At 67.8% G+C, this 22,888-nt stretch carries 22 protein-coding genes and 1 pseudogene; 14 read left to right on the plus strand and 9 right to left on the minus strand.

Annotated features, from left to right (window positions below; translation table 11 throughout):
* Positions 1 to 146, plus strand: a pseudogene (locus DFQ15_RS17690) (IS630 family transposase); the annotation flags it as partial.
* A gap of 9 nt (positions 147 to 155) precedes the next feature.
* On the opposite strand, the gene DFQ15_RS05070 reads toward DFQ15_RS17690, so the two are convergent.
* Together DFQ15_RS05070 and DFQ15_RS05075 are read right to left on the minus strand one after the other, a co-directional pair.
* Complete coding sequence (locus tag DFQ15_RS05070; RefSeq protein ID WP_110464934.1) at positions 156 to 1,124, minus strand: aldose 1-epimerase; 969 nt, start codon at positions 1,122 to 1,124, stop codon at positions 156 to 158.
* A 72-nt stretch (positions 1,125 to 1,196) separates the two neighbouring features.
* Positions 1,197 to 2,144, minus strand: a complete 948-nt coding sequence (locus DFQ15_RS05075; protein WP_233504298.1) for an SMP-30/gluconolactonase/LRE family protein — start codon at positions 2,142 to 2,144, stop codon at positions 1,197 to 1,199.
* 134 nt (positions 2,145 to 2,278) lie between these two features.
* On the opposite strand from DFQ15_RS05075, the gene DFQ15_RS05080 reads away from it, so the two are divergent.
* The gene (locus DFQ15_RS05080) at positions 2,279 to 3,088 is read left to right on the plus strand and encodes an SDR family NAD(P)-dependent oxidoreductase (RefSeq protein WP_110464936.1); all 810 of its coding nucleotides are present in this window, start codon (positions 2,279 to 2,281) and stop codon (positions 3,086 to 3,088) included.
* A gap of 107 nt (positions 3,089 to 3,195) precedes the next feature.
* On the opposite strand, the gene DFQ15_RS05085 is transcribed toward DFQ15_RS05080, so the two are convergent.
* Positions 3,196 to 4,161 carry a LysR family transcriptional regulator gene (locus DFQ15_RS05085; protein ID WP_110464937.1) on the minus strand — a complete coding sequence of 322 codons (966 nt, stop codon included), beginning with the start codon at positions 4,159 to 4,161 and terminating at the stop codon, positions 3,196 to 3,198.
* 225 nt (positions 4,162 to 4,386) lie between these two features.
* On the opposite strand from DFQ15_RS05085, the gene chvE reads away from it, so the two are divergent.
* The 12 genes from chvE to DFQ15_RS05145 all read left to right on the plus strand — a co-directional run bounded on the left by chvE (position 4,387) and on the right by DFQ15_RS05145 (position 17,866).
* Positions 4,387 to 5,466 carry a multiple monosaccharide ABC transporter substrate-binding protein gene (gene chvE, locus DFQ15_RS05090; RefSeq protein ID WP_110464938.1) on the plus strand — a complete coding sequence of 360 codons (1,080 nt, stop codon included), beginning with the start codon at positions 4,387 to 4,389 and terminating at the stop codon, positions 5,464 to 5,466.
* A 101-nt stretch (positions 5,467 to 5,567) separates the two neighbouring features.
* Positions 5,568 to 7,235, plus strand: a complete 1,668-nt coding sequence (gene mmsA / locus DFQ15_RS05095; protein WP_110464939.1) for a multiple monosaccharide ABC transporter ATP-binding protein — start codon at positions 5,568 to 5,570, stop codon at positions 7,233 to 7,235.
* 5 nt (positions 7,236 to 7,240) lie between these two features.
* Entirely contained in the window at positions 7,241 to 8,470 is a 1,230-nt protein-coding gene (mmsB, locus tag DFQ15_RS05100) for a multiple monosaccharide ABC transporter permease (protein ID WP_110464940.1), read from the plus strand.
* Positions 8,471 to 8,535: 65 nt separating this feature from the next.
* Positions 8,536 to 10,272: an IlvD/Edd family dehydratase gene (locus DFQ15_RS05105; RefSeq protein ID WP_110464941.1), complete on the plus strand. Its 1,737-nt coding sequence runs from the start codon at positions 8,536 to 8,538 to the stop codon at positions 10,270 to 10,272.
* A 27-nt stretch (positions 10,273 to 10,299) separates the two neighbouring features.
* Positions 10,300 to 11,238, plus strand: a complete 939-nt coding sequence (locus tag DFQ15_RS05110; protein ID WP_110464942.1) for a dihydrodipicolinate synthase family protein — start codon at positions 10,300 to 10,302, stop codon at positions 11,236 to 11,238.
* Between the two features lie 6 nt (positions 11,239 to 11,244).
* A complete protein-coding gene (locus tag DFQ15_RS05115; RefSeq protein ID WP_110464943.1) occupies positions 11,245 to 12,279 on the plus strand; it encodes a 2-dehydro-3-deoxygalactonokinase in 1,035 nt (344 codons plus the stop codon).
* A 2-nt stretch (positions 12,280 to 12,281) separates the two neighbouring features.
* Positions 12,282 to 12,950, plus strand: coding sequence for a 2-dehydro-3-deoxy-6-phosphogalactonate aldolase (locus DFQ15_RS05120; protein ID WP_110464944.1), 669 nt, complete (start codon positions 12,282 to 12,284; stop codon positions 12,948 to 12,950).
* Between the two features lie 30 nt (positions 12,951 to 12,980).
* Entirely contained in the window at positions 12,981 to 14,129 is a 1,149-nt protein-coding gene (dgoD, locus tag DFQ15_RS05125) for a galactonate dehydratase (protein ID WP_110464945.1), read from the plus strand.
* 438 nt (positions 14,130 to 14,567) lie between these two features.
* Positions 14,568 to 15,494, plus strand: a complete 927-nt coding sequence (locus DFQ15_RS05130) for an EamA family transporter (RefSeq protein ID WP_110464946.1) — start codon at positions 14,568 to 14,570, stop codon at positions 15,492 to 15,494.
* A gap of 21 nt (positions 15,495 to 15,515) precedes the next feature.
* A complete protein-coding gene (locus DFQ15_RS05135; protein ID WP_110465034.1) occupies positions 15,516 to 16,454 on the plus strand; it encodes a pseudouridine synthase in 939 nt (312 codons plus the stop codon).
* A gap of 79 nt (positions 16,455 to 16,533) precedes the next feature.
* A complete protein-coding gene (locus DFQ15_RS05140; RefSeq protein ID WP_110464947.1) occupies positions 16,534 to 17,262 on the plus strand; it encodes a glutathione S-transferase in 729 nt (242 codons plus the stop codon).
* A gap of 10 nt (positions 17,263 to 17,272) precedes the next feature.
* The gene (locus tag DFQ15_RS05145) at positions 17,273 to 17,866 is read left to right on the plus strand and encodes a DNA-3-methyladenine glycosylase (protein WP_110464948.1); all 594 of its coding nucleotides are present in this window, start codon (positions 17,273 to 17,275) and stop codon (positions 17,864 to 17,866) included.
* 82 nt (positions 17,867 to 17,948) lie between these two features.
* Here the strand turns inward: DFQ15_RS05145 and DFQ15_RS16960 are convergent, their stop codons facing one another.
* The 6 genes from DFQ15_RS16960 to DFQ15_RS05170 form a co-directional block, all read right to left on the minus strand.
* Positions 17,949 to 18,599, minus strand: a complete 651-nt coding sequence (locus DFQ15_RS16960) for a hypothetical protein (RefSeq protein ID WP_146228650.1) — start codon at positions 18,597 to 18,599, stop codon at positions 17,949 to 17,951.
* A 246-nt stretch (positions 18,600 to 18,845) separates the two neighbouring features.
* The gene (locus DFQ15_RS05150; protein WP_110464949.1) at positions 18,846 to 20,081 is read right to left on the minus strand and encodes a hypothetical protein; all 1,236 of its coding nucleotides are present in this window, start codon (positions 20,079 to 20,081) and stop codon (positions 18,846 to 18,848) included.
* 20 nt (positions 20,082 to 20,101) lie between these two features.
* On the minus strand, positions 20,102 to 20,854 hold the full coding sequence (locus tag DFQ15_RS05155) for a hypothetical protein (RefSeq protein ID WP_110464950.1): 753 nt from the start codon (positions 20,852 to 20,854) through the stop codon (positions 20,102 to 20,104).
* Between the two features lie 4 nt (positions 20,855 to 20,858).
* A complete protein-coding gene (locus DFQ15_RS05160; RefSeq protein ID WP_110464951.1) occupies positions 20,859 to 21,446 on the minus strand; it encodes a hypothetical protein in 588 nt (195 codons plus the stop codon).
* Positions 21,443 to 21,724 carry a DnaJ domain-containing protein gene (locus DFQ15_RS05165; protein WP_110464952.1) on the minus strand — a complete coding sequence of 94 codons (282 nt, stop codon included), beginning with the start codon at positions 21,722 to 21,724 and terminating at the stop codon, positions 21,443 to 21,445. Before DFQ15_RS05165 ends, DFQ15_RS05160 begins: the two co-directional genes overlap by 4 nt.
* 73 nt (positions 21,725 to 21,797) lie before the next feature.
* On the minus strand, positions 21,798 to 22,508 hold the full coding sequence (locus tag DFQ15_RS05170) for a YebC/PmpR family DNA-binding transcriptional regulator (RefSeq protein ID WP_110464953.1): 711 nt from the start codon (positions 22,506 to 22,508) through the stop codon (positions 21,798 to 21,800).
* Positions 22,509 to 22,888: the final 380 nt, after the last annotated feature.

Genomic DNA, 22,888 nt, shown 5'->3' on the forward strand with positions numbered 1-22,888 from the left:
GCGTGGCCGATCTGGAGCGCTCCATCCGGCAATACATCGACCGACATAACGCCGACCCGAAACCTTTCATCTGGCACAAGAGCGCCGATACGATCCTCGCAAAGGTCGCTCGGGCTGCCCACAAACTTAGTTCGGCTTATTTTTGAGACACCACACTAGGATGCCTTCACACCTTCCGGCGCGGCTCCGCGGCTCGCATCCGGCAGGGGCCCGTAGCGCCACTCAACCCGCAGCGCCAGGCTCTCGCCCTGTGCCAGGGTGCGCAGGCCCGGCTGCCCCGGCAGGTGAAAGGCGTCGATCGGATGGGTGATCGGCTCGAAGCATAACGTGGGTGCTTCTGGCGGCCGGTAGACCAGGCAGAAGTGCCGGGCGGCACCGCCGTCCTGCGCGAAATCGGGCATGCGGGCGGTGAGCTGCAGGCCGCGCTCGGGCCATTCGATGCGGGCGGTGCCGCCCCAGCCGGTGTAGGCGTTGTCGATCAGGCTGTCGTGCGCCGATACGCCCGCGTTCAGGTCCCAGCCGGGCGGGAACTGCCCGGTGTGCGTGGTGGGCAGCGGATCGTCGCCGCTGAGCCACACCCCTTCGACCGGTGCCGCGACGCGGGTGGCCGGCGTGCGCGGAAACCAGGGGTGCAGGCCCAGACCGTAGGGCAGCGGCTCGGCACCACGGTGCACCACGCTGATCGCCTGGTCCAGCCCGCCGGGCACCAGCCTGAAGGTCTGCAGGCCGTCGTAGTCGTACGGATTGCCGTCGAAGCATTCGGAGCGCAGGCGCATCGTGAGCGTGTCGGCGGCCGGCCGGTCGATCTCCCACGGTTGCAGCCAGCCGTCGCCGTGGATCGGATAGGGCTCGCCGACGCGGTTGGGCTGCATCGGGTGGAAGCGCCCCGCATGGGTGAAGCCGCCCCCGCCGATCCGGTTGGACCAGGGCACCATCGCGAAGGAAGCGAGGGTGTAGAGATCGGGCGCCGCGCCGTCCCATGGCCGCCAGAGATCGACCGGCGTGCCGATGCCTCCTGGATCGTCGATCTGCCATGCGGCGACGCTGCCGCCCAGGCGGGGGACCAGCCCCAGGTGCTGCCCGGCGTGGCGCAGCCAGACGATGGGATATGCGGCCTCGGTCATGGGCGGGCTTTCGTAGGGAAGCGCGAGCGATGGCAGGAAGCCGGTGGGCGCCCAGACCGAGCGGTCGACCGGTCAGCCGCCGAACGGATGCGCCGGCGACCCGGGGCTGTCCACCGCCACTGCGAACAGGCCGCCGGCCAGGGGCTCGGCCGCCTGCTGCGCGGGGGTGAGGCCGTCCCGTGCCGAGGTGATGAACAGGGTGCGCAGATCGGCACCGCCGAAGGCGCAGTTGGTCACCTGGCTCACCGGCAGCCGGATGCGGCCGAGTTCGGCCGCGGTCGCCGGGTCGTGGCAGGTGACGCAGCCGCCGCCCCAGTGCGCGATCCAGAGCCGGCCCCGTGCATCGGTGGTCATGCCGTCGGGCACGCCGTCCTCGGCGGGCCAGCGCTTCCACAGCGTCTTGTTGCGCAACGGGCCGGCCGCCGGATCTGCGTCGTAGCGGTAGGTGCAGCCGCGGGCGGTGTCGTTGAAGTACAGGCCGAGCGTCGCGCCGTCGTGCGACCAGGTGGGGCCGTTGGTCACCGCGAAGCCGTCGTCTTGGCGGCTGCAGCCGCCGTCGGGGTCGTAGCGGTAGAGCGCGCCGGTGGGGGCACGGCAGGCGAAGTCCATGGTGCCGGCCCAGAAGCGTCCGAGCGCATCGCATTTGCCGTCGTTGAAGCGGTTGCCCGCGCGCTCGGGCTCGGGCTGGTGCAGGTAGCGCGGGGCCGTGTCGGTGGCCGGATCGAAAAGTGCGAAGCCCCGGCGCATCGTGACGATCAGGCCCGGTGCGCAGGCCCGCTCGGCCAATGCGGAAATCTCTTCGGGAAAAATCCAGCGCCGGCACGCACCCGAGCCGGATGGCCCAGGCTCCCAGCGGTGCAGCTTGCGCGCCAGGATGTCGACCCAGTAGAGCGCCTGCTCGCGCGCCGACCAGAGCAGGCCCTCGCCCAGCTCGGAGCCCAGGGGCTGCACGCAGCGCACGGGGCCGCATGCCGGGGCATCGGATGCCGCAGCGCTCGGCACCGGATCGGGAATGTTCAGGTCGCTCACCAAGTCAGGTCTCCGGGCGTTGTTCGTGCCATGTTTTCAGCGATGCCTCTTGACGAGCGGCATGTTATCAACGCAAATTGATACTGTTAATTCGCATTAATTCATCAGTCGATACCTTTATTTATATGTCAAAAATTTCTGGTTTGTGGTCGTCCGACACGTTTTCTCCTGAAAGAACATCGATTTTCCCCAGCCTGCGCGCACGCTCCGTCTTCGTGACCGGCGGCGGCGGCGGCATCGGCGCCGCGATCGTGGCGGCCTTCGCCGAGCAGGGCTCCCGCGTGGCGTTCGTCGACATCGCCGGGGGGGCGAGCGAGCATCTGGTCGCGCAGATCGCCGAATCGGGTTTCGAGAAGCCGTGGTGGCGCGTCTGCGACGTGCGCGACATCCACGCGCTGCGAACCTGCATAGCCGACGCGGCCGCCGAGCTGGGCGACTTCTCGGTGCTGGTCAACAACGTGGCGAGCGACGATCGGCACACGCTGGAATCCGTCACGCCGGCCTACTACGACGAGCGGATCGCGATCAACGAGCGGCCGGCATTCTTCGCGATCCAGGCGGTGGTGCCCGGCATGCGCAAGCTGGGCGCCGGCTCGGTCGTCAACCTGGGCTCCACCGGCTGGCAGGGCAAGGGCGAGGGCTATCCCTGCTATGCGATCGCCAAGTCGTCGGTCAACGGCCTCACGCGCGGCCTGGCACGTACCCTGGGGCGAGACCGGATCCGGATCAACACCGTCTCGCCCGGCTGGGTGATGACCGAGCGGCAGATCAAGCTCTGGCTCGACCCCGCCGGCGAGGAAGACCTTGCCCGCAACCAGTGCCTGCCCGACAAGCTGCGGCCGCACGACATCGCCCGCATGGTGCTGTTCCTGGCCTCCGACGACGCGGCCATGTGCACCGCGCAGGAGTTCAAGGTGGACGCCGGCTGGGTCTGAGCCGCAGGCCGCCCAGTCGTCATAGAAGGTGTGAAAGAACCGTAGCGAGCGGCCCGAGTGTGCGGCGAGGACCGCAGCTGCGCAGTCGGGCCGCGCAGCAGGTTCTCTCACACCTTCTCGGGGTCGATGCGGCGGCCGTACTGCACCAGGCTGGTCTGCTGCAGCGCCTTCATCATCACCTTGGCCGCGGGCGACAGCAGCCGGTCGGTGCGGGTGATGATGCCGAAAGCGTCCATGTGGCACGGCATCGGGAGCGGCAGCACGGTTACCAGACCGTGGGCCGCGTAGTAGTGCGCCACGTCGGCACCCACTACCGCGACCATGTCGCTCTGCTGCAGCATGCGCGTTATGAACAGCAGGGCGGCGGTCTCCACCACGTTGACCGGCGGCGCGAGGCCGTCCTGCCGGAACATAAGCTCGAACCGGTGGCGCAGCACGCTGCCGGCGGGCGGCACGATCCAGGTGGCCGACAGCACGTCGCGCAAGCTCAGGTCGTTCATGCGCGACAGCGGGTGGCCGGGTCGGGTGACGGCGCAGACCAGTTCCTCGGTCAGCGGCTCGTAGCGCAGGTTGCCCTTGCTGTGATCGGCGAAGAGCCGACCCACCACGATGTCGAGCTTGCCCTGCTCCAGCCGCTCGAGCAGCACCGGGCTGGTTTCGATGTCGAGCGAGATGCGCAGGCTGGGATGCTCCTGCTTCACCAGGGCCACCGCGGCGGGCAGCAAGGTCAGCCCGGGCGATGTGATCGCGCCGATGCCCACCTGGCCGTAGTGCCCGGTCTTGAGCGCGCCGATCTCGTCGTGCGCCTGGTTCAGGCTGGCCAGGGCCATGCGCGCATGCCGGATCATCGTCTCGCCGTACCAGGTGGGGCGCATGCCGCGCGGCAGCCGGTCGAACAGCGACACCTCCAGCACGTCTTCCAGGTCCTTCAGCAGCTTCGACGCGGCGGGCTGGCTCATGTTGAGCACCTGGGACGCCCGGTGGATGTTGCCCTCGTCGGCCAACGCCACCAGCAGCAGCAGCTGGCGCGTCTTCAGGCGTGCGCGAATGAACCAGTGGTTGTAGGTGCTCATGGGGTTTTCCAGAATACTTGGATCGATATATGCTTTGCAGCAAAAGCCATTAGATCGATACCTAAATTATCTCTAGACTTTCGTCGTAATGACAAGATGTTCCGTGAAAACCACCCCAATCCGCCGGTTGCGACGCATCCTGCGATGAAGCCGCCAGTATCCTTTCCCGCCTGCATCCATTAGGCATGGGGTTGCCCCCCGTGAAAAACAAGGAGAGAACTGACCATGAAAAGAACTGTGCTCAAAGCCATCGCCGCTTCCATCGCCCTGAGTGCCCTCGGGGCGCTTTCGCTGGCCCCCGCCGCCCATGCCCAGGACAAGGGCAGCATCGGCATCTCGATGCCCACCAAGTCCTCGGCCCGCTGGATCGCCGACGGCGACAACATGGTCAAAGTGCTGAAGGAGCGCGGCTACAAGACCGACCTGCAGTACGCGGACGACGACATTCCCAACCAGCTGGCGCAGATCGAGAACATGGTCACCAAGGGCGCGAAGGTGCTGGTGATCGCCCCGATCGACGGCACCACGCTGTCCCGCGTGTTGCAGAACGCGGCCGACAAGGGGGTGAAGGTCATCGCCTACGACCGTCTGATCAAGGGATCGAAGAACGTCGACTACTACGCCACCTTCGACAACTTCCAGGTGGGCGTGCTGCAGGCCATCTCGATCGTCGACAAGCTGGGCCTCAAGGAGGGCAAGGGCCCGTTCAACATCGAACTCTTCGGCGGATCGCCCGACGACAACAACGCCTTCTTCTTCTACGACGGCGCGATGAGCGTGCTGCAACCCTATATCGACAGCGGCAAGCTGGTGGTGCGCAGCAAGCAGACCGGTATGAACAAGGTCGGCACCCTGCGGTGGGACGGCTCGGTGGCGCAGGCGCGGATGGACAACCTGCTCTCCGCCTTCTACGGCAAGGAGAAGTTGCATGCGGTGCTGTCTCCCTACGACGGCATCTCGATCGGTATCCTGTCGTCGCTCAAGGGCGTGGGCTATTGCTCCGCCCAGCAGCCGTGCCCGATCGTCTCGGGCCAGGACGCCGAGGTGCCGTCGGTCAAGTCGATCCTCAAGGGCGAGCAGTATTCCACCGTGTTCAAGGACACGCGCGAGCTGGCCAAGGTGGCCGCCAGCATGGTGGCCGCCACGCTGTCGGGCAAGCAGCCCGAAATCAACGACACCAAGACCTACAACAACGGGGTGAAGGTGGTGCCGTCCTACCTGTTGAAGCCAGTCTCGGTGGATGCCTCCAACTGGAAAGCGGTGCTGGTCGGCAGCGGCTACTACAAGGAATCGCAGGTCAAGTAAGCGGCGCGCCTGCGCGGCGCCGTCGTCCGCGCGCGCGCCGAGCGCTGCGGACGGCCGGCCGCCGCATGGGCACCATGGACATCCCAAGGAAACCCAAAACCATGCTCCTCGACATGCGCAACATCCGCAAGACATTCCCCGGTGTGGTGGCGCTGAACCAGGTGGGCCTGCAGGTGAAGGCGGGCGAGATCCATGCCATCGTAGGCGAGAACGGTGCCGGGAAATCGACGCTGATGAAGGTGCTCTCTGGCGTCTATCCGCATGGCAGCTACAGCGGCGAGATCGTCTTCGACGGGGAGGAGCGGCGCTTCGCCGGTATCCGCGACAGCGAGCGCCTGGGCGTGATCATCATTCACCAGGAGCTGGCGCTGGTGCCGCTGCTGTCCATCGCCGAGAACATCTTCCTCGGCAACGAAACGGCGCGCCACGGCGTCATCGACTGGATGGATGCGCACAGCAGGACGCGGGCGCTGCTGCACAAGGTCGGGTTGCGCGAATCGCCCGAAGCCCTGGTCGGCCAACTGGGCGTGGGCAAGCAGCAACTGGTGGAGATCGCCAAGGCGCTTTCGCGCCATGTGCGCCTGCTGATCCTGGACGAACCCACCGCCAGCCTGAACGAGAACGACAGCCAGGCGCTGCTCGACCTGCTGCTGGAGCTCAAGGCCCAGGGCATCACCTGCATCCTGATCTCGCACAAGCTCAACGAGATCTCGCGCGTGGCCGATGCGATCACCATCCTGCGCGACGGCAGCACGGTCGAGACGCTCGACTGCCGCGCGGAGGCGATCAACGAAGACCGGGTGATCCGGGCGATGGTCGGCCGCGAGATGGCCGACCGCTACCCGCCGCGCGAGCCACGCATCGGAGACAAGGTCTTCGAGGTGCGCGGCTGGCGTGCCCACCACCCGCAGCGTCCCGAGCAGCCGTTCCTGAAGGGCATCGACCTGCATGTCCGCCAGGGCGAGATCGTCGGCATCGCCGGCCTGATGGGCGCAGGCCGCACCGAGTTGGCGATGAGCATCTTCGGCCGCTCCTGGGGTCTGCGGATCGCAGGCGAGGTGCTGCTGCACGGCCGGCCGATCGATGTGAGCACGGTGGAGAAGGCGGTGCGCCACGGGCTGGCCTACGTGACCGAGGACCGCAAGGGCAACGGCCTGGTGCTCAACGAAGATATCCAGTTCAACATCTCGCTCGCCAATCTCGACGGCGTGTCGACCGCATCGGTGATCGACGGGGGCCGTGAGTACGCGGTGGCCCAGGGCTACCGCGAGAAGCTGCGGATCCGCAGCTCCGGCATCGACCAGAAGACGCTGAACCTCTCGGGCGGCAACCAGCAGAAGGTGGTGATCGGAAAGTGGCTGTTCACCAGCCCGGAGGTGCTGATCCTCGACGAGCCCACCCGCGGCATCGACGTCGGCGCCAAGTACGAGATATACACCCTGATCGGCCAGCTGGCGGCCGAGGGCAAGTGCGTGATCGTCATCTCGTCGGAAATGCCCGAGCTGCTGGGCATCACCGACCGCCTGTATGTGATGAACGAGGGCCGCTTCGTCGCCGAGATGCGGACGGCCGACGCCTCGCAGGAAAAGATCATGCGCGCGATCGTGAAGCCCTCCCCTGTGTCGCTTCGCGCCATCCCCCCCGAGAAGGAGGGAGACGCCGCACCTGCCGCGGGGCGGCCTTCGCAAGGCGGCCCCGGCCCGGACCGCGCCAGTGCCAGCGCCAGCGCCAGCGCATCTGACAGCCACCAGCAGCAGCTCAACCCATAAAAAACATGAGTCAGACAACCACTTCCTACCCTACGGCCTCGGCCGCGCCTGCATCCGGTGCACCGACCCGCCCCACGCGGTCGCTGCTGGACCATGCCAAGCACAACCTGCGCGAGTACGGCATGCTGATCACGCTGGTCGCGATCATGGCCTTCTTCCAGTACGTGACCGACGGCACGCTGATGCAGCCGCTCAACCTCACCAACCTGGTGCTGCAGAACAGCTACATCGTCATCATGGCGCTGGGCATGCTGTTGGTGATCGTGGCCGGGCATATCGACCTGTCGGTGGGCTCGGTCAGCGGCTTCATCGGCGCGCTGGCGGCGGTGCTGATGGTGCAGTACGGCTGGCACTTCGTGCCCGCCACGCTGGTGTGCCTGGTCTGCGGCGGGCTCATCGGCGGGCTGCAGGGCTGGTTCGTAGCGTTCTCGCGGATACCGTCCTTCATCGTCACGCTGGCGGGCATGCTGGTGTTCAAGGGGCTGGCGCTGGCGCTGCTGGCGGGCCAGTCGGTGGGGCCGTTTCCCGACGCGTTCCAGCGGCTCAGCTCGGGCTTCCTGCCCGACCTGTTCAGCGTGGAAGGGCTGCGCCTCACCTCGCTGCTGATCGGCGTGGCCAGCGCGCTGGCGCTGGTGGTGGCCGGCCTGTGTACCCGGGCCAACCGTTTGCGGCACGGGGTGCAGGTGGAGCCGACTGCATTCTTCCTCGCGCGCAACGCGGTGTTCGTGGTGCTGCTCGTCTATTTCAGCTACCTGCTCGCGTCGTACAAGGGCCTGCCCAACGTGCTGATCGTGATGGCGCTGCTGATCGTGCTGTTCGATTTCGTCACCAGCCGCACCACCATCGGCCGGCGCATCTACGCGATGGGCGGCAACGAGAAGGCGGCCCGGCTCTCGGGCATCAAGACCGAGCGCCTGTCGTTCTACGCCTTCGTCAACATGGGCGTGCTGGCGGCCCTGGCCGGACTGGTGTTCGCGGCGCGCCTGAACACCGCCACGCCCAAGGCCGGCCTGGGTTTCGAACTGGACGTGATCGCGGCCTGCTTCATCGGCGGCGCGTCGGCCTCGGGCGGCGTCGGCAAGGTGATGGGCGCGGTGATCGGCGCCTTCGTGATGGGCGTGATGAACAACGGCATGTCGATCCTGGGCATCGGCATCGACTACCAGCAGGTGATCAAGGGGGTGGTGTTGCTGGCCGCAGTGCTGGTCGACGTCTACAACAAGAACAAGGCCTGACGGCATACGCGGTCGCACGCATGCGGTGCCGACCTTTTATTTACTCTATCGAGCCCGCAACCACGATGACCACCACTCCCCGCAAGAAACTCCGTTCCGCCGAATGGTTCGGCACCGCCGACAAGAACGGCTTCATGTACCGCAGTTGGATGAAGAACCAGGGCATCCCCGACCACGCGTTCGACGGACGCCCGGTCATCGGCATCTGCAATACCTGGTCGGAGTTGACGCCCTGCAACGCCCATTTCCGCAAGATCGCCGAGCATGTGAAGCGCGGCATCTACGAGGCGGGCGGCTTCCCGGTGGAGTTCCCGGTGTTCTCCAACGGCGAATCCAACCTGCGGCCGACCGCGATGCTGACCCGCAACCTGGCCAGCATGGACGTGGAGGAGGCGATCCGCGGCAACCCGATCGACGCGGTGGTGCTGCTGGTGGGCTGCGACAAGACCACGCCCGCCCTGCTGATGGGTGCGGCCAGCTGCGACGTGCCGGCCATCGTGGTCACCGGCGGGCCGATGCTCAACGGCAAGCTGGCGGGCCAGGACATCGGCTCGGGCACGGCGGTGTGGCAGCTGCACGAATCGCTCAAGGCCGGCGAGATCGACGAACACCAGTTCTTCGCGGCCGAATCCGGCATGTCGCGCTCGGCAGGCACCTGCAACACGATGGGCACCGCCTCCACCATGGCCTGCATGGCCGAGGCGCTGGGCACCTCGTTGCCGCACAACGCCGCGATTCCCGCGGTCGATGCGCGGCGCTACGTGCTGGCCCACATGTCGGGCCAGCGCATCGTGGAGATGGCCCACGAAGGGCTGACGGTTTCGAAGATCCTGACCCGCGAGGCGTTCGAGAACGCGATCCGCACCAACGCCGCCATCGGCGGTTCGACCAACGCGGTGATCCATCTGAAGGCGATCGCCGGCCGCATCGGCGTGCCGCTCGACCTGGAGGACTGGACCCGCATCGGCCGCGGCACCCCGACGCTGGTCGACCTGCAGCCCTCGGGCCGCTTCCTGATGGAAGAGTTCTACTACGCGGGCGGCCTGCCCGCGGTGCTGCGCCGCCTGGGCGACGCCGGCCTGCTGCCGCATCCGGACGCGCTCACCGTCAACGGCAGGAGCCTGTGGGACAACGTGCGCGAGGCGCCCCAGTACAACGACGAAGTGATCCGCCCGCTGATCAACCCGCTGATCGCCGACGGCGGCATCTGCATCCTGCGCGGCAACCTGTCGCCGCGCGGCGCGGTGCTCAAGCCCTCGGCCGCGTCGCCGGAGTTGTTGAAGCACCGCGGCCGCGCGGTGGTGTTCGAGAACCTGGAGCATTACAAGGAGCGCATCGTCGACGAGAACCTCGACATCGATGCGAGCTGCGTGATGGTGCTGAAGAACTGCGGCCCCAGGGGCTACCCCGGCATGGCCGAGGTGGGCAACATGGGCCTGCCGCCCAAGCTGCTGCGCCAGGGCGTGAAGGACATGGTCCGCATTTCCGACGCCCGCATGAGCGGCACCGCCTACGGCACGGTGGTGCTGCACGTCGCGCCCGAGGCGGCCGCCGGCGGCCCGCTGGCCGCGGTGCAGGACGGCGACTTCATCGAGCTGGATTGCGAACAGGGCCGCCTGCACCTGGATGTCGGCGACGAAGAGCTGACCGCGCGCCTGGCCGAACGGGCCAGCGCCGACATGGGAGGGCGCGGCGGCTACCAGCGCCTCTACGTCGACCATGTGCTGCAGGCCGACGACGGCTGCGACTTCGACTTTCTGGTCGGCTGCCGCGGCTCGGCCGTGCCCCGCCACTCGCACTGACCGCGTCTGCGACCCCCCGCGACTCCCATGCACGCCACGACCTCCCGCCCGCCCGCGCGCTACCGCGGCATCTTTCCGGTGGTGCCCACCACCTTCCACGCGGACGGCCGGCTGGATCTGGACAGCCAAAAGCGCTGTCTCGACTTCATGGTCGATGCCGGCGTGGACGGCCTGTGCGTCCTGGCCAATTTCTCGGAGCAGTTTGCACTGTCGGACGCGGAGCGAGAGACGCTGACCCGCCTGTCGCTGGAGCATGTGGCCGGCCGGGTGCCGGTGATCGTCACCACCACCCACTACGGCACCCGGGTGTGTGCCGAACGCAGCCGCGCGGCTCAGGACATGGGCGCCGCGATGGTGATGGCGATGCCGCCCTACCACGGCGCCACCTTCCGGGTGCCCGAGCCGCAGATCTACGAGTTCTATGCCCGCGTGTCGGATGCCGTCGGCATCCCGATCATGGTGCAGGACGCGCCGGCCAGCGGCACGGTGCTGTCGGCCGCGTTCCTGGCCCGTATGGCGCAGGAGATCGAGCATCTGGCCTATTTCAAGATCGAGACTACGGGCGCCGCCAGCAAGCTGCGGGAGCTGATCCGCCTGGGCGGCGACGCCGTCGAAGGTCCGTGGGACGGCGAAGAAGCGATCACCCTGCTGGCCGACCTGGACGCGGGCGCCACCGGCGCCATGACCGGCGGGGCCTTTCCCGACGGCATCCGCCCGATCATCGAGGCGCACCGCCAGGGCGCTGCCGACGCTGCCTTCGCGCTCTACCAGCGCTGGCTGCCGTTGATCAACCACGAGAACCGCCAGGGCGGCATCCTGACCGCGAAAGCGCTGATGAAGGAGGGCGGCGTGATCGCCTGCGAGGCGGGCCGCCATCCGTTCCCGGCGATGCATCCCGAAGTGCGCCGGGGCCTGATCGACATCGCGCGCCGGCTCGATCCGCTGGTGCTGCGCTGGGGCCGGTAGCAGTCCATGCACGACGCTCCTCGCTCCCGCGAAACCCGACTGGTGGCCCTCGACTGGGGCACCAGCGCGCTGCGCGCATTCCGCTTCGACGCCCAAGGCGACGTGCTGCAACTGCGCCACCGCCCCTGGGGCATGATGCATCTGCCACCGTCGCCCGACGGCCGAGACGACGCACCGGGCGCCGCTTGCGAGCGTGCCTTGCAGGATGCCTGCGGCGACTGGCTGGCCGCGGACCCTGGCGTGCCTCTGCTGGCCTGCGGCATGGTCGGCAGCGCGCAGGGCTGGCGCGAGGCAAGATACCTGGATGTGCCGGCCTCGCTCGACGATCTGGCGCGCGGCCTGACCGTGGTGCCGCGCGGCGCGGGTGTTCCGCTGCACATCGTGCCCGGACTGCTGCAGCGTGCCGACCTGCCCGACGTGATGCGCGGCGAGGAAACGCAGGTGCTCGGCGTGTTGGCAGACGTCGCGTTCGCAGGCGGCGGCCCGCTGCTGGTCGGCCTGCCCGGCACGCACAGCAAGTGGGTGGTGGCCGAGCGGCGCGCCATCCGCCGGTTCCATACCTTCATGACCGGCGAGGTGTTCGCCGCGCTGCGGCACCACACGATCCTCGGCAGGACGATGCAGGCGCCGCTGCAGTCCGACGACGCGGCATTCGCGCGCGGCCTGGACGTGGCCCGCGGCGGCGACGCCGCCGGCCTGGGCCTGCTCTCGCACATCTTCAGCACCCGCACCCTGGGCCTGACCTGCGCGCTGCCGGCAGAAGCGCAGGCCGACTACCTCTCGGGCGTGCTGATCGGCCACGAGGTCGCCAGCCTGGCGGGGGTGCACCCGCCCGCCGCCGCCGCGCCCGGCCGCGTCGTGCTGTGCGGCGAGCCCGACCTGTGCCGCCGCTATGCGCTGGCGCTGCAGGCCTGCGGCTTTCCTCCACCCTCCGTCGCTGTGCAGGCCACGGCGGCAGGGCTGTGGCAGATCGCCCAGGCCGCCGGGCTTTGCGGGACCCACAACTCTTTATCGCCGCTCACCGAAAGCTTTACCGCATGAAAATGAACGACACGCTCTTGCGCCAAGCCCTGCGCCACTGCGGCCTGATCGCGATCCTGCGCGGAGTGCAGCCGCACGAAGTGGTCGCCATCGGTCGAACACTCTACGACGCCGGTTTTCGGATCATCGAGGTGCCGCTGAATTCGCACGATCCGCTCGCCAGCATCCGTGCGCTGCGCGACGCGGTTCCCGCCGACTGCCTGGTGGGGGCCGGCACCGTCTTGTCGGTGCAGGCGGTGACCGACGTGGCCACGGCGGGGGGGCAGCTCATCGTCATGCCGCACAGTGACGCCGCGGTGATCCGTGCCGCCCGCGCGGCCGGCCTGGCCTGCGCCCCGGGCGTCGCCACGCTGACCGAGGTCTTCGCCGCGCTGGCTGCCGGCGCCAGCATGCTCAAGCTTTTCCCGGCCGAAGCACTGTCCCCGGTGGTGCTCAAGGCTTGGCGCGCCGTGGTGCCGCCCACCGTGCCGCTGGCGCCGGTCGGCGGCATCGTGCCGGGCAGCATCGCTCCTTATGCGGCGGCCGGTGCCGCCGGCTTCGGCCTGGGCTCCGCGCTGTATCTGCCGGGCGACGGCGCTGTCGACGTGGCCCGCAACGCCATCGCTTTCGTCGCCGCGTGGCGGGCCGCCTACGGCGCGGCGCCTGCGGCAGCGACCCCGTTTCTCCACTGACTCCTTCACCCGCTTTCCTGCCCATCCGCCATGAAGATCACCCGACTGACCACATTTCTGGTGCCGCCGCGCTGGTGCTTCCTGAAGGTCGAGACCGACGAGGGCATCGTCGGCTGGGGCGAGCCGGTGCTGGAGGGCCGCGCGCACACGGTGGCCGCCGCGGTCGAGGAACTGGCCGACTACCTGCTCGGCAAGGACCCACGCCATATCGAGGACCACTGGACGGTGCTCTACCGCGGCGGCTTCTACCGCGGCGGCGGGGTGCACATGAGCGCGCTGGCGGGCATCGACCAGGCGCTGTGGGACATCAAGGGCAAGGCGCTGGGCGTGCCGGTGTCGGAGCTGCTCGGCGGCAACGTGCGCGACAGCATCCGCGTCTACAGCTGGATAGGCGGCGACCGTCCGAGCGAAACCGCGCAGCAGGCCCGCGATGCGGTGGCGCGCGGCTTCACCGCGGTGAAGATGAACGGCACCGAGGAACTGCAGTTCGTCGACACCTTCGACAAGGTCGAGCGCTGCCTGCAGAACGTGGCGGCGGTGCGGGACGCGGTGGGGCCGCATGTCGGCATCGGCGTCGATTTCCACGGCCGGGTGCACCGGCCGATGGCCAAGGTGCTGGTCAAGGAGCTGGAGCCCTACCGGCTGATGTTCATCGAGGAGCCGGTGCTGAGCGAGCACGACGAGGCGCTCAAGGAGATCGCGCGCATCTCCGCCACCCCCATCGCCCTGGGCGAGCGGCTCTATTCGCGCTGGGATTTCAAGCGGGTGCTGTCGCAGGGCTATGTCGACATCATCCAGCCCGACCCTTCGCACGCCGGCGGCATCACCGAGACCCGCAAGATCGCCTCGATGGCCGAGGCCTACGACGTGGCGCTGGCGCTGCACTGCCCGCTGGGCCCGATCGCCCTGGCGGCCAACCTGCAGATCGACGCCGTCTGCTACAACGCCTTCATCCAGGAGCAGAGCCTGGGCATTCACTACAACCAGGACAACGACCTGATGGACTACGTGTCCAACCCCGGGGTGTTCGCCTACCGGGACGGCATGGTGGCGATCCCGAACGGGCCGGGCCTGGGCATCGAGGTCGACGAGGCGTACGTGCGCGAGCGGGCGCAGCGGGGACACCGCTGGCGCAACCCGGTGTGGCGTCACCGGGACGGCAGCTTCGCGGAGTGGTGACCGGCCGGCGCGCGTGCCGGAACGGGTGCGCGATGATCCGCTGCGGATGCGGCATCCGGATATCCCGCTGACGGCGCAACCTGCCCGAGGCCCTTCTTCGGCGGCCTGGATCGATGCTCCTGAATTGATAGCTAGTGGTCGGCGTGGATAGCCGGCCGGAGCATCGTTTGGCTTCGAATTCGCTCGTCGAGGGCGTCTTGGCTCGCGGGCCTGGTTTCTGGCGGCCCTGCGTTTCATTCGGCCCCCGCAGGCGCGCTCGGCCCACGGGTGCCGTGTCTCCAACGCTTTGCGGTTGGCCGCGGGACGCCGACTTCCCTCCGCAACCCGGCGGTCCCAACCTATGATCCGAAGCTTTCCCGACAGCCTTTCACATTCGGCGCACCTCGACCGTCGCGTGCACAACGACCCGGTGCCCGGCCACTCCTTTCCTGTTCCAACGTGTCTGCTTCTCACCGTCCCGACCGATCGATTCTGGTCCCCGTCGCCTGCGTCGTCGGCAGTCTGGTGGCGCTGTGCGTGGGCACCTCCTTCGCCGAGAGCCTGTTCCCGGTCATCGGGGCCGAGGGTACCGTCGCGCTGCGCACCGGCTTCGCCGCGCTGGTGTTGCTGCTGGTCTGGCGCCCGTGGCGGCGCCCGCTGGCCCGTCGTGACGCGGTGTGGATCTGCATCTACGGCGCCACGCTGGGCCTGACCAACCTGCTGTTCTACCTGTCGCTACGCACCATGCCGCTCGGCGTCGCGCTGGCGCTGGAGATCACAGGGCCGCTGGGGCTGGCGGTGCTGTCGTCGCGCCGGCTGGTCGATTTCACCTGGATCGCGCTGGCGGCCGCAGGCCTGGCGCTGTTGCTGCTGATCGGCGGGCCGGCCGCCCGGCCCGACAGGGCGGGGGCGACCTATGCGCTGGGGGCCGGCGTGATGTGGGCGCTCTACATCGTCTTCGGCCAGAAGGCGGCAAATGCGCATGGCGGGCAGGCGACGTCGATCGGGCTGCTCTGCGCCGCGCTGGTGACCCTGCCGTTCGGGGTGGTGCAGGCCGGCACCGGCCTTCTGGCGCCGGCGGTGCTGCTGGCGGGCCTGGCGGTGGGCATCGTCTCCAGCGCGCTGCCGTACTCGCTGGAGATGGTGGCGCTGAAGCGGCTGCCGCGCCGCACCTTCGGCATCCTGCTGAGCCTGGAGCCGGCGGTGGGCGCCCTGGCCGGCGTGCTGTTCCTGGCGGAGCGGCTTACGGCGGGGCAGTGGGCCGGCATCGTCTGCATCATGGCGGCCGCCGTCGGCTGCACCGCCACCGCCCGGCGGGCGGTGCCGACCCCGTCCGTAGAGGTGACCGCTGCGGCGGCGGGCAGTCGAGAAGAAGCCGCCGGCTGAAGGTTGCGAATGTCCCGGAGCATGCCTGACCAAAGCCCGTTGCCGCTGCGCGACGGCGTCGGCGCCAGTTGCGTCGCGGTGCCGCGGCGCACGGCGGGTTCGGTGCTCGATTTCCTGGAGCGGCGCCTGCCCGGCGTATCGCGCGAGGCCTGGGCACGGCGCATCGCGCAGGGCGAGGTGGTGGCCGCCGATGGCCGACCGCTGCAGGCGGGCGACGCCTGCACCGACCACGCACGGCTCTTCTACTACCGGATGCTGGAGGAAGAGCCGGTGCTGCCCTTCGAGGCCGAAGTGCTGTTCCAGGACGCGCACCTGGTGGTGGTCGACAAGCCGCATTTCATGACGGTGGTGCCCAGCGGCCCCTATCTGCAGCGCAGCCTGCTGGTGCAGATGAAGCGCCGCCTGGGCATGGCGGCGCTGTCGCCGCTGCACCGGATCGACCGCGACACGGCGGGCTTGGTCGCTTTCGGGGTGCGGCTGCAGGAGCGAGGCGCCTACCAGCGGCTGTTCGCCCTGCACACGATCGAGAAGACCTACGAAGCGGTCGCGCCCTGGGTGGCCGATCTGGCCGCGCCGCGCACCCACCGGATGCGGATGGCGCCCGCGGCCGAGTTCTTCCGCGAGCAGGTCGTCGAGGGCACCCCCAACACCATCACCCGGACCGAGATGCTGGCCCGCCTCGGCCCCCTGGCCCTCTACCGCCTGCGGCCGACGACCGGCCGCAAGCACCAGCTGCGGGTGCACATGGCCGCCCTCGGCGCACCGTTGCTGCACGACCCGCTCTATCCCGCGATCGTCGATGCGGACGCGGGCGACTACGCCCGGCCGCTGCAGCTGCTGGCGCGCAGCCTGGATTTCACCGACCCGGTGACCGGCGGCCTCCGCCATTTCGAAAGCCGCCGCGCCCTGGCGGCGGTGGAGGCCTGGGAACAGGCGGGCGGGGCCGCGCCGGCGCCCTAGTCGCCGCGGGTGGCGGTTGCGTAGCTGTTGCGGTGCAGGCGCTTACCCGGTCGGTCGGCGCGCGCATTACAGTCCCGGCATGGCATACGAACTCTATTACTGGCCCACCATTCAGGGCCGCGGCGAATTCATCCGGCTCGCCCTCGAATCCGCCGGCGCTCCCTACGTCGACATCGCCCGCGGGCCGCAGGACGATGGCCAGGGCGTACCGGCGATGACCCATTTCCTGGAAGACAAGCGGGTCGTCCATCCGCCTTTCGCGCCGCCCTTCCTGAAAGACGGAGCGGTGGTGGTCGGCCAGACGGCCGCCATCCTGCAGTACCTGGCGCCCGAACTGAAGCTGGTGCCCCGCAGCGAGCAGGCCCGCATCTGGACCCACCAGATCCAGTTGACGCTCTGCGACATCGTGGCCGAGGCGCACGACACCCACCACCCGGTCGGCACCGGCCTGTACTACGAAGACCAGAAGGCCGAGGCGCTGCGCCGGTCCACCGAGTTCTGCAGCGCCCGCATGCCCAAGTTCCTGAACTGGTTCGAGGCGGTGCTGGCGCGCAACCCCGCCGGTCAGCGGCATCTGGTGGGCGGCAAACTGAGCTACGCCGATCTCTCGCTCTTCCAGGTGGTAGAAGGCCTGTGCTATGCATTCCCGAAGGCATCGGCCCGGGTGCTGGCCAAGACGCCGCATGTGCTGAAGCTGCGGGACCGCGTCGCCTCGCTGCCGCGGGTGGCCGCCTACCTGCGCAGCGAGCGGCGCATTGCCTTCAACGAGGACGGCATCTTCCGCTGCTATCCGGAACTCGACGTGTGACGCGCGTCGCATGCTGATCGCGGGTGTCGACTTCGCCGGGCCTGCCGATGCCGTGGCCCGGCAACTGATCGGCGTCACGGTGCGGATCGACGGCGTCGGCGGCCGTATCGTGGAGACCGAGGCCTACGACCGCAACGACCCGGCATCGCACACCTTCGGCGGACCCACCGCCCGCAACGCCGCGATGTTCGGCCCGCCCGGGCGGCTCTACGTCTACCGCTCCTACGGCCTGCACTGGTGCGTGAACTTCGTCTGCCGTGCGGAAGGGCACGGTGCCGGCGTGCTGATCCGGGCCCTGGAACCGACAGCCGGGCTGGACCGGATCCGCGAACGCCGCGGCCCGATGGCCGATCGCCTGCTGTGCGCAGGTCCGGGCCGGGTCGGCCAGGCGCTGGCGATCGACGGCGGCTTCAACGGGATGCCGCTCGACGCACCTCCGCTGGAACTGCTGCCGGCCGACCACAGTTCACCGGTCGATGTCCTGACCGGGCCGCGCATCGGTATCTCGAAGGCCGCCGAAGTGCCGTGGCGTTTCGGCGAAGGGGGATCGCGGTTTCTGAGCAGGCCATTCCGCCAAGAGGACGGGCGGCAGAGGCGTCGATAGCGAGAAGCGGACTAGAAAGAGGTTGTGATATTTTCTAAGTCCAGGTTGATCGCGCTATTTTTGAATATAGAACTTTGTGTGCTTACGGAGCCACTGGGTGCGAACGTAGACATCGCAGCCACCAAAGAGTCAGGGTTGCTCGATGTATTTTGCGATTCTGTTCCGAGCGTACCTTTTGAGAACCGAAAGTAAACATCGATGGCATTGACTGTCGTATTGTTGAATACAGCGTCGGCCATTCTCCCAGTAAACTTCCATTGTTTAGGATATTTTGGGTTTCATACTCGGTGTTCATACTTTGAAGGCCCGCCGCTGATGCTTGAGAAAGCTCACCCTCATCTGTGATGCCATCGTCATTAAAATCTTGCCAAAGCAATAGTGCAGAATAACGTTCATCGCTTTCATTTATCACGCCGTCGTCGTTGGTATCGAAATCCGCTAATTTTGCAAATCCATCGCCGCGCTCTCGCCCACCAAAAAATTCATCGACCCCATTGATCAAACCATTTTCGTTTTTATCAATGGCAAGAAAAGCATCTTTGTTCGAAATCCACGCAGTTTTATCTTTTATATCATCGCCATCCACGTCAAATAATACTGTGCTTCCTGCAAGGAACGATGTTGTTTCAATTCCATCCCCGCCTAGATAGATTATAATGGGAGATGAAATTCCGCTGTTGGCTTTTTCGATTGCCCATGAGCCGCTGAGTACTGTTAAGCGCTTGCTGCGCAAAGCCTACGTGCACGTAACAGCTTTTAAAACGGAGTCTCCAAGACTTTCATGTTCTGCGTCAACGGGCCTGGCATCTCAATTTGCATCGATTGCAACCAATTCGATTGCGACCGTTAGTCGATGGATAGTTGATTCTCGATACCGTCTCGGAAGTAGGCGGCGGCTGAAACTGGACGCCCAGACGCCTGGAGCAGGCCCCCGTTGCGGAGGCAGGCGCCGTGACCCGCCCTGAACAGGAGGCGCGGCTCAGGCCGCGATATTGCATTCCCGCCGCAGCAGCGCCAGCGCGTCGTGCAGCCGGTAGTCCAGGTCGCTGCGCAGGGTCTTCTCGGATTCCTGCAGGAAGCTGGTCCACAGCGCGCGGTAGTCGTCGCGGTGCGCCTCGGGTGCATGCGCGTCGACGAAGGCGGTCGCCAGCGCCGGCTCCATGCCGTGCTTGCGGATGCGCCGCACAAGGCTGGCGGCCTGCTTCTCGGCCAGCAGCGTCTTTTTCGGCAGGCCGGCCGCCAGGCAAAGCAGCAGGGTGAGCAGCGAATGCTCGTCCTCGTGGCCCTGGGTGGCACGTGCCCAGGTCTTGCTGCCGGGCTGCGGCGGCGCGTCCTGGCCCAGCGACTGGTAGTAGTGGTCGATTTCGCCCAGCGGGTCTTCCACCAGAAAATATCGCTCGCGCCACACGGCGCCCGAGCGCAGCATCAACCGCACCGATTGGGTGGTCTCCAGCAAGCGCGGCAGATCGGCGGCGACGCTCTTGCGTATCGCCTCCACCGTTCGGTTCAGCTCTGCGGGAAGCCCTGGTGGCAACGCGATCTGCAGCGTTGTGCCGCGCTTGCGCAACGCGACGATCCGCTTGTCGATCCGCACCGCGTCGGGCCAGTCGGTCGCACCGGGCGCCAGGGCGCGGTAGAGCAGGGCGGTGCGGACCACCGCTTCGGCATCCGCCCCGGCTTCTTCCAGCGCGTCGGCATCGAGTTTGAACGGCCGGCCCAGCCAGAGCGCCGCGTCGGTGAGGTGCGCGGTGGCCGTGCGGCGTGCCAGCTCGGCGCGGTAGTCGGCATGGCTGCGCAGGGACCAGGCCGACAGCAGCGGCGTTTCGGCATCCGAGAAACGGCGCATGCCGAAATGGCCGCTCTCCGGCATCGCGATCAGGCGGCGCAGCATGTCGGATCCGGCCTTGGAGCGCGACATGAAGGAGTGGTCGCGCAATAGCTCGGCCGCACCGCGCAGGTCGCCTTCGCTCGCGTCCTCCAGATGCAGGCTGACCAAGTTGACGATGCGGGCGCGGGCCCGCTCCAGGTCGGGCCGCAAAAACTCGCTGCCGAAGTAGCGTGCGATCTGCACCATGCCCTTGGGCGCCTCGGTCCGGATCGCGGCGATCTTGTCGGCATCGATCACGCCGTACTGCAGCCCGTAGGCCAGGGCTTTCTCGAAGAACGGGCGGCCGTCGTGGATCGACAGCCCCGCGGCGGGGGAGGGCACAGACATCCTGGGTACCGTCGGCGCGCTCAGATCGCCGATTCCTCGTCCGAGTTGCGGGCGGCGGGCGTCGCCTTGCCGCGGTCGGTGTCGCTGGTCTCGAACTTGCCGTCGTCCTCGTCGTCTGGCGGTGCCTCGTCGTCTTCCAGCCCCAGGTCGTGGGCACGGGCCTTGGCCCGCAGCACCAGCAGCATCTCGACGAAGAGGTCGCGGCATTCGTAGCGCAGCAGCCAGGCCAGCTGCATCCAGTCGCGGTCGGCCACCTCGTCCTGCAGCAACTGCGGCTGCACATAGGCCGAGGCCAGCAGCTGCTCTTCGGTGAGCATCAGGCCGTAGTCCTCGGTGGTGTCGAAGGTGCCGGTGCGGGCGAAGGCCTCGATGCGGCTCCACTTCTCGGTGAAGTAGTTGGCCAGCGCCTCGCTGCCGCCCTCCAGGTCGCCGATGGCGTTCAGGAATTCGAGCGGATCGCCGTCGTCGCGGAAGACCACCGCGTTCACCATGCTGCGCAGGTGGGTGTGGCTCAGGTCCTTGTACTGCTTCTCCAGCACCATCGCCCGGGCGAACTGCTCGGGCGTGACCAGCAGGTTGACGACCGAGGCGCGCGAGTCGTCGTACTCGCGCATGACGGCCAGGATGTCCTTGGGCGCCAGCTGGTCCAGCACCAGAATCAGGGCGTTGTCGCCTTCGGCGTCGGCCAGGTCGGCCAGGGCCGATTCGGCACCGACGATGTCGCCGGCCGCGATCAGGCCGCGGGTCCGGGTGATGAGTGCGAGATGGTTCATCGTGTCACTCCTTGCGGTCGAAGCCTTGGTCGGACAACCAGTCGCTGCCGGCGTCCTCGCGGCTGCGCCGGGTCTGCGGATCGCGGGCGTCGTCGGCGCTGAGCGGGGTGTCGTCGTCTTCGACCGGTTCATTGTCGTCCTGGTCGTCGTCGGCGTTCTCGTCCTCGTCCTCGTCCGAGGCGCCGGCATCCGCCGGGCCGGGGCGGGCATGGGTCTGCAGGTATTCGAGGGTGGCGGCCGCCACCAGGAAACGGCTGCCGGCCGGCTCCTTGAGCACCGCCTCGGCCATGCCCACGGCCCAGGGTTCGAGTACGACCGACTGCGCCAGCGTGTGCCACTCGGGCAGCTCGGCCGCGTCCAGCCCCACCAGCGGCTCGATCGCGCGCGGCTGCGGGAACTTGAAGGCCCGGTGGAACGCCACGGCGACCATCTCCGGGCTCAGTTCCAGCATCTGCACCAGGAAGCCGATTTCCTTGCGCTTCTGGGTCAGGCGCCTGTGCAGCACGTCCTTGCCTTCCGAATCGGAGGTCAGGTCGTCCAGCTCGGCCCGGTAGGCGGTACGCAGGTTGTGGAAGTAGGGAGAGAGGGTCACGGCGGGAGGATGCTCTTGAAATAGGCTTGCCAGATCTCGGTCGCCGTTTCCAGCGGGTCGTCCAGCAGATTGCGACGTCGGTTCTCGTCGTAGGCTCGGCGCAGTTCGTCGTCGGACAGCACCTCGTAGGCTTTCTGCACCGCCTGGAACCTGGCGGCCGCGTCCGGCGCGGGATTCCGGTCGGGGTGGAGCTGGGCGGCCTTCTGGCGGAAGGCCTTCTTGATGTCGGCCGGCGAGGCGCTGCCGGCCAGTCCCAGAATTTCGTAGTGGTTGCTCATGCGGTCACCCCGGATGCCGCCGTTCCGGGCGATTTCAAGCCGGTGGCCGGGGTGCTCTGCGCCACGGGGCCAATCAACCGGCCAGCCCCACGAACACGTTCTGCACGTCGTCGTTGCCGTCGATCGCGGCGAGGAAGGCCTCGACTTCCTCCAGGTGCTCGGGGCTCAGGCGGGCCGGATCGACCGGGTTTTTCGGCTTATAGCCCAGCTTGGCCGACAGCACGGTGAAGCCCTGCGCCGGCAGTGCGCGGCTGACCAGGTCGAGATCGGTCGCGTCGGTGATGAAAACGGTGGCGCCGTCTTCGCCGGCCTCGAAATCCTGCGCGCCGGCCTCGATGGCCGCCACTTCCGCGTCGGCACCGGCGGCGGCCGGCTCGGCCTCGATCATGCCGACATGGTCGAAATCCCACGAGACCGAACCGGAGGTGCCCAGCTGGCCCTTGCGGAACAGCACCCGCATCTCGGGTGCGGTGCGGTTGACGTTGTCGGTCAGGCATTCGACCATCACCGGCACCTGGTGCGGCGCGAAGCCTTCGTAGATGACGTGCTCGAAGTTGACCGTCTCACCGGTCAGGCCGGCGCCCTTCTTGATCGCGCGCTCCAGGGTTTCCTTGGGCATCGAGACCTTGCGGGCCTGCTCGACCACCAGGCGCAGCCGCGAATTGGCGGCCGGGTCGGCGCCGCCGCGCGCGGCGACCATGATTTCCTTGGCCAGCTTGCCGAACAGCTTGCCGCGGGCATCCGCCGCCTGCGCCTTGCCTTTTGCTTTCCACTGCGCGCCCATGTCTGATCTCTCTCGGTGTGTTGCGGCGCCCGCGGGCGCCAGTCGGTGTCGGGGTTCTTGCGGCGAGGGCGCGGCCGCCCCATCGGCAGTGCAGCCCGGATGCGCCGTCGGAAGACGGAACCGCCGGCGCGGTCTCGCATCGGCGGCTCAGGCTGTTTCGGCGGGCCGTATCGCGGGCCGCCGGTGGGCGCCTGGAGCATGTTATGCACTGTGACGTACCCGCGTGTGTCCCATCCTTCGGGAAAGCCGGGCAGAGGCCCGGCTGCCGCGTTGCAGTCCGCTTGCGGTATCCACACCGCGGCGCGTCCTGCGCCGGGCCTTTTGCCGGCTGTCGCGGGTACGTCACAGTGCACCACACGCCCTAGTGTATCGGCCATGCC

Source organism: Xylophilus ampelinus (genome assembly GCF_003217575.1).
GTDB classification, from domain to species: domain Bacteria; phylum Pseudomonadota; class Gammaproteobacteria; order Burkholderiales; family Burkholderiaceae_C; genus Xylophilus; species Xylophilus ampelinus.